The organism is Rudaea sp. (assembly GCF_036383415.1).
GTDB lineage: Bacteria > Pseudomonadota > Gammaproteobacteria > Xanthomonadales > Rhodanobacteraceae > Rudaea.
Genome location: NZ_DASVOK010000444.1, coordinates 1 through 12330 on the forward strand (window position 1 = coordinate 1; position 12330 = coordinate 12330).

Annotated in this window: 8 protein-coding genes; 3 read left to right on the forward strand and 5 right to left on the reverse strand. The window is 64.7% G+C overall.

The features are described 5' to 3' along the window. The 3 genes from VF497_RS16035 to VF497_RS16045 all read left to right on the forward strand — a co-directional run. The coding region (locus VF497_RS16035; protein WP_330890552.1) for a fatty acid desaturase at positions 1 to 366 on the forward strand (366 nt) is incomplete at its 5' end. A gap of 119 nt (positions 367 to 485) precedes the next feature. Continuing rightward, positions 486 to 1178, forward strand: a complete 693-nt coding sequence (lepB, locus tag VF497_RS16040; RefSeq protein WP_330890554.1) for a signal peptidase I — start codon at positions 486 to 488, stop codon at positions 1176 to 1178. 110 nt (positions 1179 to 1288) lie between these two features. After that, positions 1289 to 1777, forward strand: a complete 489-nt coding sequence (locus tag VF497_RS16045) for a cupin domain-containing protein (protein WP_330890556.1) — start codon at positions 1289 to 1291, stop codon at positions 1775 to 1777. A 27-nt stretch (positions 1778 to 1804) separates the two neighbouring features. Here the strand turns inward: VF497_RS16045 and VF497_RS16050 are convergent, their stop codons facing one another. From VF497_RS16050 to VF497_RS16070, 5 genes are all read right to left on the reverse strand, one after another. Further along, positions 1805 to 2995, reverse strand: coding sequence for an NAD(P)/FAD-dependent oxidoreductase (locus VF497_RS16050; RefSeq protein WP_330890558.1), 1191 nt, complete (start codon positions 2993 to 2995; stop codon positions 1805 to 1807). Positions 2996 to 3057: 62 nt separating this feature from the next. After that, positions 3058 to 3486, reverse strand: coding sequence for an organic hydroperoxide resistance protein (locus tag VF497_RS16055; protein ID WP_330890560.1), 429 nt, complete (start codon positions 3484 to 3486; stop codon positions 3058 to 3060). 105 nt (positions 3487 to 3591) lie between these two features. Further along, positions 3592 to 5991: a penicillin-binding protein 1C gene (pbpC, locus tag VF497_RS16060; RefSeq protein WP_330890562.1), complete on the reverse strand. Its 2400-nt coding sequence runs from the start codon at positions 5989 to 5991 to the stop codon at positions 3592 to 3594. 38 nt (positions 5992 to 6029) lie between these two features. Continuing rightward, a complete protein-coding gene (locus VF497_RS16065) occupies positions 6030 to 6566 on the reverse strand; it encodes a transposase (RefSeq protein WP_330890564.1) in 537 nt (178 codons plus the stop codon). A gap of 41 nt (positions 6567 to 6607) precedes the next feature. Continuing rightward, positions 6608 to 12307 carry an alpha-2-macroglobulin gene (locus VF497_RS16070; protein ID WP_330890566.1) on the reverse strand — a complete coding sequence of 1900 codons (5700 nt, stop codon included), beginning with the start codon at positions 12305 to 12307 and terminating at the stop codon, positions 6608 to 6610. Positions 12308 to 12330: the final 23 nt, after the last annotated feature.

The window sequence follows — 12330 nt, forward strand, 5'->3', positions numbered from 1 at the left end:
GATGCATTCCTCGTTCTCGCGCTCTATACGATCGCTTTCGCGCTGTACGCGAGGCACTGGCCGCTGCTCCTCACCTTCCTCGCGACGCGCGGTTTTCTCGCTTCGCAGTTCGACCATGCGCCGCACCACGCCACGCCGCTCGATCTGCGCGACTATGCGCTCAACATGCCCGCCCCGCGTTGGCTGAGCGCCTGGTTGCTAAATTTCAATCTGCACCGCACGCACCATCTGAACCCAAGCCTGCCGTGGAACGCATTGCCGCGGGTAGCGAGCTTCGAACCCGGCGACATCGGCTTCGTGCGCGCTGTGCTGCGCCAATGGCGTGGGCCGATCGCCGTTCGGGAAAACGGCGCAGCTGCGCGATGAATCGCATCGATTCCTGCATACAGGATAGTGCGAGTCAAAAAAGAAACGCCGATATCGGCATCGCGGAACTATCCGGCCCGCGCCGAGTCTGTCGCTCAACCTCTTGCGGGAACCCTGCCATGAAACTGCTCCGCCGCGTGCTCGACGAAATCGTCGCGAACAAGTCCCTGCTGCTGTTTCTCGGGCTGATGCTGATGTTCCGCTCGGCCGTGGCGGACTGGATGCAGGTGCCGACCGGCTCGATGAACCCGACCATCGTCGAGGGCGACCGCATCCTCGTCGACAAGGCAGCCTACGGCTTGCGCGTGCCGTTCACCAACGTGCGCCTCACCCACGGCGGCGATCCACAGCGTGGCGATATCGTCATTTTCCCCTCGCCCAAGGACGGCATGACCTTGGTCAAGCGCGTCGTCGGACTGCCGGGCGACACGATCGCGATGCACGGCGAGCGCCTCACCATCAACGGCAAACCGCTCGATTACGCTTCGACGCAGAGCAGCGCCGACGACGAACTGCCGATCGCCACACGCGGAGAGCAGCGCGAATACTTCAGCGAGGCACTCGGCGGGGCGACGCATCCGATCATGGTACTGCCCAAGCGCAACGCGATGCGCACGTTCGGCCCGGTGACGGTGCCGCAGGGACACTACTTCATGATGGGCGACAGCCGCGACAACAGCGAGGACTCGCGTTACTTCGGCTTCGTGGCGCGTGAAAGCATCGTCGGACGCGCGCATCGCGTCGCCTATTCGCTCGATGCGGATCGCTGGTACAAGCCGCGCGGCGACCGCTTGTTCAGCCCGTTGAATTGACCGGCTTGCCGCGTTCCGGCACGGTCCTTGCGGCGCTACGCCGTCGCTTCCGAACAGGAGTATGATCGACCCGCCCTCTCCATCTTCCTTCCAACGTGAGGAGGTGGCGTATGAAACGAGCATTGTTGATTGCAGTCGCATCGGGCCTGTCCATCGCGGCGATCTGCCGCACCGCCGCTGCGGACGAGCCGGCCCACGTCATGTTCAACCCGGCCGACATCAAATGGGGTGAGGCGCCGCCGGCGCTGCCACCCGGAGCGAAGGCCGTCGTGCTCTACGGCGATCCGGGCAAACCGGGGCTCTTCGTCATCCGGGTCAAGATGCCGGCAGGCTACGTGGTGCCGGCACACTGGCATACGAACGATGAAGTCGTCAGCGTGGTCAGCGGCTCCGGCGCGTTCGGCCTCGGCGACAAGTTCGATGCGAAAATGGCGCATCCGCTGAGCGCGGGATCGCTGGTTGTCGCACCGGCCAAACACAATCATTTCGCGATGACCAAAACTGGCATGGTCATCCAGATTTCGGCGACCGGTCCGTTCGACATGACCTACGTGAACCCGGCCGACGATCCGCGCAACAAGGCGGCTGACAAGAAATAAGCCCGTCGCGATAGCGGTTGCCGCGGCTCAGGCTGGCCGCGGCAGCTTTCCGCGCACGCTCTCGACATCGAATGGCCCGGGCGCGGCGATCAGTTCACGCGCCGGCTCGATCTGGCCCCAGACGTTCCACAGCAGCACGCCTCGCACGCGTCCGCCGTCGAGGTAGTAGACCACGCCTTCGCGGTACGGCTCGGTCCACTGCTCGACGACGTCGAGACGATCATCGAGCAGGCCAACTGCTTCATAACCCAGGTCGAACAGGTCGGAATAGAAAAACGGCAGCGTCGTGTACGCATCGTTCGCGCCGGCCATGTTACGGCCGGCGTGATGGCCCATGCCTATTGCCGCGTTCTCGTGCTCGACGCGCAGCCGCATGCCGAGCGGCGCGCACGGGAAGTTGGCGACGTCGCCGGCGGCGAAGATGTCGCGGTCGTTTGTGCGCAGCTGCGCGTCGACGATGATGCCGTTGTCCACGGTAAGCCCGGCCGCGGTGGCAAGCTCGGTGTTCGGCGTGACGCCCAAACCGGCGACGACGGCGTCGAATCGCACGGTCGTGCCGTCGGACAAGGTCACCTCGACACGGTCGTCGCTGCATCGGCCATCTATCACGCGCACGCCCGCGCGCAGGGTTACGCCGCGCTCGCGGTAGTAGCCGCCAAGAAAATTCGACAGGCTGCGCGGATAGCGCCCGGCGCCGATGCCCGTGCCGGGAAACAGCATCGTCACCCTGCAGCCCTTGCTTGCCAGCGATGCAGCGATCTCGCTGCCGATAAAACCCGCGCCGACCACAGCTATCTGCGCACCCGGCATCGCGTAACGTCGCAGCGCGAGATAGTCGTCGAGCGTACGAAAGTCGATCACGCGCTCGCCGTCGAACGGCAAACGCCGCGGTGTGGCGCCGGTGGCGAGCAGCAGTTTTCGGTAACGGTAGACGTCGCCCTTGCCATCGGTCGCGGTATGCGCCGCGCGGTCGAGTGCTACGATGCTGCAGCCGAGATGCAGCACCGCGCCTGTCTTCGCCGTGCCGAGGTCAACGGATTCGACCGGCTTGTCGTCCTTCCACAGCGCCTTCGACAGCGGCGGCCGCTCGTACGGCGCGTGCGTCTCTTCGCCGACAATGCCAATGCGCGCCGAAGGGTCAGCCTCGCGTATCGCCTTCGCCGCCGCGTCCGCGGTCATGCCGCCGCCGACGATGAGGTGATCATATTCGTATTGCATGCCGCGCCTCTCGGTTTGATTGGCGGGAAACGGACCGCGTCAGCGACACGGTCCGTTCGGGATCAAACGATGGTGATCTTGACGTCGACATTGCCGCGTATCGCGTTCGAGTACGGGCAGACTTCATTGTGCGCACGTTCGACCAGTTTCTGCGCGATCGCGCGATCGACGCCAGGCATCGAGATCTTCAACTCCACGGCGATGCCGAAGCCGTTCGGGATCGGTCCGATGCTGACTGCGCTTTCGATCGTCGTGTCGGCCGGCACCTGCACCTTTTCCTGGCCGGCGACGAACTTCACCGCGCCGATGAAGCATGCGGAGTAACCGACCGCGAACAATTGCTCGGGATTTACACCCTCGCCCGTGCCACCCATTTCCTTCGGCGGCTTGAGCACGACATCGATGCGCCCGTCGGACGAACGGCCGCGGCCATCGCGTCCGCCGGTGGCGGTGGCATGGGCGGTGTAGACGACTTTTTCCAGTGTGGTCATGGGCATGGCTCCGTGGTTGTCGAGGGATAGCCTGTACGAGATGGCGACAAGCCGACAAGGTTCAAGCAGAGGTGAAGTGAAGCGAACGCCGTCGGCAATGTCGAATCATTGCACCACGTCGACGCGCAGGCGCCGCGAATCGGCACGGCCGCGATCGTCGACCGCACGCAGAGTGTACTCGCCGGGCGCGGCCGGCTGCCAGAACAGCGGCTCGCCCGGTTTCACCGTGCCGACGAAGTCCTCTTCGACGAACCAGTACAGCTCGTGCGCACTCGCGTCGACGGTCGCATTGAACGCGATGCGCTCTTCGCCTTCGCGGCTCGCACGGCGCGTATACGTCGCGCCGCGCACCGGCGAGGTGATCTGCGGTGCCTGCCCATCATCGGCTGCGGCTGTGCAGTCGGGGATCGCCGGCGGCGCGCGCCGCGGCACGCCGGCCTGGCGGAACACTTTCGCGAGATCGGTCGGCCAAAACTCGAACACTTCGGTGCGCGTCTTCGCAGGATCGTAAGGCGGACACGCGGCCTGCCCCGTCGCCGTGTCGATCACGACGGGCCGATGCACCGTGCTGACACGAATCGGCGACTTGCCCGGGATAAACCAGGTCATGCCGCGCTGCGGGCACCACGCGTTCGGCAGGTCGCCGCTGGCGAGGCAGATTTCGACGCGCTTGAGATTCTTCGGCATCGCATGCGCTGGCTCGCGCATCTGCGCATCGCGCGCGCGCAAGGCATCGACGATGTGGAAGAACAGCGGCGCCGCGGTCTCGACGCCGACGAAGGCCGGATTGCCGCTGCCGTCGAAATTGCCGACCCAGACGACGAGCACGTAGGGCCCGACGATACCCGCGGTCCAGGCATCGCGGAAGCCCCACGAGGTGCCAGTCTTCCAGTACACTGGCAGACCACCCGGCTGCGAGATCAGCGTGTCGTCGGGGCGCGGATTCTGGCGCAGCATGTCGAGCACCATGAAGCTCGCCTCTTCGCTCAACACCCGCGCGCCTTGCGTGCGCGGTTCGTCGCCGCGACGACGCAGCGGCTGCAGCGAGCCGCGATTGGCGAGCATCGCGTAGAGCTTTGCCAGTTCCTCCATCGTCACCTCGCCGCCGCCGAGCACGAGCGCGAGGCCATAGAAATCCTCATTGGCCATGCGGCTGATACCCGCGTCCTTGAGGAACTGATAGAGGTCGGGACTCTTCAGCTTCGACGCCACGTACACCGCGGGAATATTGCGGCTGCGCACGAGCGCTTCGGTCGCTGTGACCGGGCCGAGGAAGCGTCCGTCGAAATTCTCCGGCGCGAACGGCCCGAACGCAGTCGGCACGTCGCGCAGCACGGTCTGCGGATGCAGCACGCCCTGGTCGAAGCCGAGGCCGTAGATGAAAGGCTTAAGCGCCGAGCCGGGCGAGCGTTTGGCCAGCGCGCCGTTGACCTGACCGGAAATCGAGCCGTCGAAATAGTCCGCCGAACCGACCAGCGCCTTGATGCCAAGGTCGCGCGTGTCGACGAGCAGCGCGACCGCGTTCTTCACGCCGCGATCGGCGTTGTGTTCGACATGATTTTTCACCTGTCGCTCGAGCACGCGCTGCATGTCGAGATCGAGCGTCGTGTTCAGCACGGGTGCGCTCGTGCCGGTCAAGCGCGCGTCGGCCAATGTTTCTTCGACGAAATGTGGCGCGAGGAACGGCAGGCTCGATGGCGAGCGCAGGCGCAGCGGCAACTGCATCAACGATGCCGCGGCCTTGTCTTCGGGATGCTTGGTGAGCCAACGCTTGAACAGGCGTGCGCGTGCGGCGAACAGGCGTGCGTTTATGACATCCGATTCGTCTTTGCTCTTTTGCTCGTCCTTTTGTTGCACTTCGTCGATTTTTGCCGCCCGTCGATTCGGTTCCTGCGGAATCACCGCCAACGTCAACGCTTCCGGCAACGTCAGGTCGACCACCGGTTTGTCGAAATAGATCAGGCTTGCCGCACCCGCGCCTTCTATGTTGCGCCCGTACGGCGCATAGTTGAGATAGGCCTCGAGAATCGCATCCTTCGAATAGCACAGTTCCAGTTCGACCGCGCGCAACACCTGGCGCAGCTTGCCACCCGGCGTACGCGTGTTCAGCCGGTAGACGAGGCGCGCGAGCTGCATCGTCAGCGTCGAGCCGCCCTGGCGATTGCCGCCGCGCACATACGTCACCCACGCGCCGCGCACGAGACTGAGCGGATTGAAGCCCGGATGCCAGCGAAACCACGCATCTTCGTGCAGCATCACGCCCTGCACCAAGGCCGGTGGCATCTGCGCGAGCGGCACCCATTGGCGGTAGCGGTCGTCGCTGGCCAGGGTCAAGCGCAGCAGACGGCCGCGGTCGTCATACACCGCGGTCGAACTCGGTGCCAGCTGACGCAGCGGCGTGTGTGGCCAGAGACGGATGCCGATCAGCGTCAACGCTAGCAGCAAAACCGCCATCAGCCAGTTCTGCCAGCGCACGACAAACCGAATCGTAGGGGCGCGATTCATCGCGCCCGCTTTTCGCTCGGAAACTGACCTGACCGCGTTCACCAGCCGTAAGGACGCGATTCGTCACGCCCATCCCAGGCAGGATTGTTCCGATCCAGACTCCATTGCAACGGATTGTTCTCGATGTACTCGCGAATGCGCACGAGGTCTGCTTCGTTGCGAATCACATGCTCGTAGTAGCCACGTTGCCACAGCCGCACCCCTTGGGCGCGGTGAATCGCGCCCCTACCAAGTGCATGCGAGCAGCGTGCTTTGAAGGCACGAACGACCTCGCCGAGCGTAGGGGTGCGATTCATCGAGCCCGGCTCTTGGGCTTCGAACACGACGATACCGTGTAAATGATTTGGCATTATCACGTAGGCATCGATATTCAAACGCCGATGCTGCTGCGGAAGTGCGAGCCATTTCTCAGCGATGAGCTTGCCGAGTTCATTGAGATGCATCGCCCCGTCACGGACCTTGCCAAAGATGCATGCGCGTTCATGCGCGCAGATCGTGACGAAATACATCCCGGCCTGCGCGTAGTCGTAACAGCGCAGGCGCAACGGCTTTCTTCTTGTCTCTGTTTGGTCCATCGGAGAGCGAAGATCGAGAGCGGGCGCGATGAATCGCGCCCCTACGGTTTCTTGACCTCGATCTTGGTGCCCAGCGACCGCGCCTGCACCGTGCGGTCATACATCGACTCGCCGTACGCCGGCGGCACGACGAACGTACCGGCGTTCGTCGCACGAATGCGGTAGACGAATTCATTGACCGAGCGTGAGGCGGTGCCGTAGAGGACGACGCGATCTTCGCGCACGTCGGCGTATTCGAGCGACCAGTTCGAGCCACTCACGCCGATCGGCGAATGCCACGCGGGCTGCTGTGCGGCGGCGCTGCTCTGATCGGTTCCGTTTGCGTTCGCATCGCCGGCATTGGCGTCCTCGGCCGGCGCCGGCGGCGGGTTCTGCACGACTTCGAAACCACCAGGCAGCAGATCGACGATGGCGACATTGCCGATCGTGTCGACTTCGGTCGCGCGCATCTTCAGGTGCACATCGATTTCCTGGCCGAGCGTCGCCGAGGTGATCGCCTTGCCGTCGGTATCGGTGAATTCGCGGATGATTTCGAGGCCCTGCTTCAGCTCGGTCTGCGGCGGCGCGCGGTCGTAGCCGGCAACGGTGACCGCGTACCAGGCGTGCGCATCGGCACCGTTGTCGACGCGCAGGCCGGTCGCGGCCGCATCGAACGCCGCGCGCACGAGCGCCCCAGGCTGCTGGGTCAGCGGCTTCACCGTGCCGTCCTTGAGCAGCGCGTTGAGCGTGAGCTTGTCGGCGCCGGCCTGCGCGCCGTAGGCGTCGAGCGCGAGGATGGTCTGCGCCGACGACAGCGTGTTGTACCAGCCGCGCTGCACTGGCCGCAGCAGGTTCGCGACGGCCGCGGGCGGCAGCGCCTTCGCGCGCTCGGGAAAATGCTTGGCGAGCAGGTAGAGGATGCCAGCGTCGCGTACAAGCGGGCCGTAGTACGAGTACGGCTGGAAGCGATAGGCATTTTCTATCGTCGAGCGCGTGAGCTGCGCCTGCGGGCCAGCGATCAGCGCATCGGCCTCGCGATCCTGCTTGAGCAGCTTGAGCGAGGCGGCGATGTAGCCCGCAGCGAGATCGTCGCGCCAGACCTTGGTGTGGCGGTCGTCGAGGCGTTTCTGCACGGCGGCGAGATAGTTCGTCGTCACCGTGCCTTGGCGCGTGAGCAGATACACGGCGAACGCGCGCTCGCGCAGGCCGTCGAGCGAGCCGTCGCTTTCGTCCGCGGCGAGCTGCATCAGGTAGCGCTCACCCGAGTCGAGCATGTCGCCGGGCAGGCGCTGGCCACGCTCCTTGGCTTCGATCAGGAACTGCATCGCGTAGACCGAAGCAAAGCGATGCGATTGTGGCGTCGACGTCCACAGGCCGAATCCGCCTTCGTTGTTCTGGCGCGAGTGCATCACCGCGAACAGGCCCTGCAACGGATCACTCGACGGCTTCACCGGTTTGCCGTTCGCGTCGACGGCTAGGCTGCCGTATTCGGGATGCGCGGCGAAAACCAGCGACGGCACGCCTTGGCTGATGAGCTGCTCGGTGCAGCGGTGCGGAAAGTCGGCGAGATACGCGGACAATCCCTGCGCGAGCACGAGCGGCGTGTACGAAGCGGAAATGTTGCGTTTGGCGAACGCGTCGAACACCTGGCGCAGGTCCTTGACCTCGGCCGAACCCTTGTCGAGATCGCCGACGGCGAGATCGCTGCGGTAGGCCGACGCCGGACGCACCGACACTTCGGTGCCGATCTTCGCGAACTTGTCGTTGTAGCTTGCGCGGAAGTCGAGCTTGGCCGGACCGAGCGTGTCCTTCGCGCGCAGCTTGTAGACGACGACGCCCTCCTTCATCTCGCCGAGCGTGACGGTCTGCTCGGCCGCGCCGATCACTTCGAGCCCCGCGGTCGGCGCGAATGCGAGCTTGATCGGCACGTCCTTGCCGCCGAGGCCAGTCAAGTTGTTGGCGACGCCGACGCTGACCTCGAATTCGTCGCCCGGCGCGACCATGTTCGGCACGTTCGGCGACAGCACGAAGTCGCCGCGCACGGTGGAAGTGCTCTGCGCAATGCCGATCTTGTCGGCGCGCACGGCCACGGCCATCACGCGCAGCTTGCCGTTGAAGTCGTCGGGCACGGTCCAGGTGAATTCGCGGTTGTCCTTGATGTCAACGATGCCGCTCCACCACGCGACCGGCTCCTTGCGCTTCTTCTTGAACGGATTCAGGTGGCGCGCGAGCAGCTCGTCGGCGTCGCCGCCCGGCGCAGCCATCGCGACGAGCTTGGAGAACTCGGGCAGGATCAGGTCGAGTATCTGGCTCGTCTTCACGTCGAGCATGCGCTTGCGGAAGAAGAAGTCGAGCGGATCGCCGAGCTTGTAGCGCGCAACCTGGAGGATGCCTTCGTCGACCGCGAACACGGCGATGCGCGAGGACTGCGCGACGTTGATCTTCATCTTGAGCACGTCACCCGGCTTGACCAGGCTCGGCACGTCGATCTGGGTCACGTCGCGGCGCGCATCGCGGTTGACCGAGAACGGCACCACTCCATAGCTCAGCGGCGACATGAAGATTTCGTCCGACGAGGGATCGCGTACGAACTGCACGTTGACGTAGCCGTTGCCCTCGAAATCCTTGGGCACCGTGATTTTTTGCACCGAGCCCGAGGTCGTCGCCTTGAACCATGCATGCGCGTAGACCTTGTCGCGCTCGATCGTGATCAGGCCGTTGCCCGCGTACGGCGCACGAATGGCAATTTCGACTTCCTCGCCCGGCGCGTAGTCGTGCTTGTTCAGCGCGAGCTGCAGCTCGGCGTTGCGTTCGAGCGAGCGCGTCAGGTTGGCTTCGCCGGCAACGCTGTATTCGACGCGATTGAGCTCGTCGCCGTCGCCGTTGCGCACGACGAGGGCGAAGCTGCCGGGCTTGTCGGTCGGCAGCGCGAAATCGTTGCCTGCGGCGGCGATCGACAGCGGTACTTCGGACACGGTGATGTCCTTGGCCTTGGATTCGTACTTGTAGACGCCCGAATCCTGCTTGGTCAGGATCGAGACGTAACGACGCTCGATGATCACGGCCTTCAAGTTGCCTACGGCAATCTTCTTCGCGTTCGGGTCGATCGCGATCAGGTTGACGCCGCGCTTGGCGTTGCGCTGGACGAAGCCGAGGTCGCCGTCGGTCTTCGTGCCGACGAGATAGTCGAGCGAGGACACGAGCTGGGCCGCCTGCGCGGCAACGTTGCGCCCGCCTTCGGCCTCGTAGCCCTTGGCGAAGAAACGCAGCATGTAGGTCGCATTCGCGTACTTGGACAGGTCGAGCGGGAACTCGGCCTCGCCCTTGTCGTCGGTCGTACGTTCGCCGAGCGTCTCGTTGTAACCCTCCTTCGCGCGCTGCGGATCGAAGAAACGATAGTCGGGGTAGCCGCGGAAACTCGGGATAGCCGGGGTCAGGGTCAGCGTCGCCTCGACGCGGCGGTTCTGCGCCGGCGTTCCGAACAGGTTCTGCAGCGAGAACAGCGCCTTCAGGCCATCCGGCTTGACCCAGCCGTCGGGCGAAGATGCCGACAGCCGCGCCTCGGCCTTCATGCGGTCGGGCAGGAATTCCTTGATCGACACGCCGACCGAGCCAATCTGCGCGTCGACTCTGCCGTCCTTGGAAATGTATACGTTGACGTTCCACGTGCCGGTCGGCGAGCTTTCCTGCGTCGTGTAGTCGATGCCGAGGAAACCGGCCGTGTCGACGCGCAGCCGGCGCGTGTCGACGACGGTGCCGCGCGCGTCGGTGATTTCGGCGATCAGCGGGATGCCGTCGAGCGGCTTGGTCCAGTCGGCCGCACGCACGATGACGCCGACATGGAAGGTGTCGCCGGGCCGGTAGATGCCGCGGTCGGAGAAAAGATAGGCGCTCAGGCGCCCCGCGTTCTTCGCATTGCGCTCGCCGCCGACGTCGAAGCGCGAGAAGTCGAGCGCGCGGTCACGCTCGCCGATCGGCAGGAACGAGAGGTCGTCGCCCTTGCGTACGACGAACAGCGTCGGCGTCTTCTCGCGCTTCATCGCGTCGAGCGCATCGATGTGGACGTGACCGGCGGCGTCGGTCGCGTGCGAAGCCAGCGTCTGGCCGTTCTTGCCGGCAACATCGACCGTTGCTCCCGCGACCGGCGCACCGTTCGCGATCGACTGCACGTAGACGTCGTAGCTGCCGTCGAGCGACTTCTTTGCGATCATGCCGAGGTCGGTGACGACGATGAGGCGCGCATCGCCCGGCATGTCGCCGCTGTCGGTGCTCGCATAGCTGCCGTCGCCTTCGCTGGCTTGACCTTCTTCATCGCTTTGCTCGGGCTCGTCCGCGTTCGGATCGACCTCGGCCTTCGGCGGCTCGGGCTGCAGCTCGCCAAGCTTGAGCAGGAACACGCCGTGCTTCGCATTCGCGCCGCTGCCGAAATACTTGCCGAGGTCGACACCTTCGAAGCGCGCCTTGGTCGGATCGGCCCCTTCCTCGAACGGCAGCTTGCTGACGAAGCGCTCGGTGATCTGATCGGCACTCAGCGAATACATCTGCGGCTTGTTGTAGGTGCCCTGGTTGAACGTGACCAGATGCTGCAGCTGATCCGGCAGCACGCGCGCAACCTCCACCTGCATGCCCGGCACGTTGCGCGCGACCACACCGACGCGCTTGTCGCCCGACAGCGACAACAACGCGCCGTCGGCGGCAAAGCGCAGCATCTTCGGATACTCGGGCACGGCGATGATCTGCACCGCATCCTTGCCGAGCACGTAACCGCCGAACGATTTCAGCCCCTTGGTGACCTTGACGTAGATGTAGCGGCCCGGGTCGGCCTTGTACTTGAAGCTGTGCAGACTCTCGTACTCGCGCTCGGTAGCGATCGCCTCGAGTTTGAGCTTCTGCGAACGCTGCAGCACGGCTTCGCTGACGTCGGACTGGTTCCAGTACCAGGAATTGTCGCGATCGTTGTGCGGCAGCAACCACGCGCTGAACGCCTTCTGCGCATCGGCCTCGTTCACGCTCTGCGACGTGTCGACGACGAACACCTGCTCCGGTTCGTACTTGGCGTTGTCGACCAAGGTCGCCTCGATGCTGTCGACGCTCAGGCTGTAGAGTCCGGGCACGGAAACCTTGCCGTCGAGCGCGGCATCGATCGCCGGTCCGCCGCGCGCGGCACGTACGCCGGCGGCAAGCGACCAGGTCAGCGATTCGTCGTCGGTCGGGATGGCCAGCGGTTCGGAGTGGATGTAGGCGTTGACCTTGCGCTCGTCGTAGGTGACGGTGAATTTCTTCGGCGCGAGAGACAGCTTCGGGCCGGTCAATTTGAGGCTGACGGCCTTCTCGAAGCTCGCCGGATCGACCGGGTGGGTGAAGCGCGCATGGATCACGGCCTTCTTCGCCGTCGCGTCCTGCGGGTCCTGGTAGAACTCGCCTTGGGCGACGCTGACCTTGAACGGGGCGCTTGCGAAATCGAAGCGATCCTTGTCGACCTTGACGTGCTCGGCGAAGGCAAGCTTCGGATCGAAATTCACCGCGTACTTCTGCCCGACCGGCCAGTCGTCCTTGGGCAGGAAACTCAGTTCGCGATCATTGAGCCAGGTCCAGGTGCCGGCCAGTTCGGGCTGCATCACGATACCCGCGGTCGGCGACTTGCCGACCAGCGCCAGCGGCGCGGCCGAGCGGCTGAAGGTCACGTGCAGCGGATGCACGATCAGCTTGCGTGCTTCCTCGTCGTAGCCGGTCAGCAGCGGCGCCTGCACGCTGAACGTCACCGGCGCCTCGACCACGGGCTTGG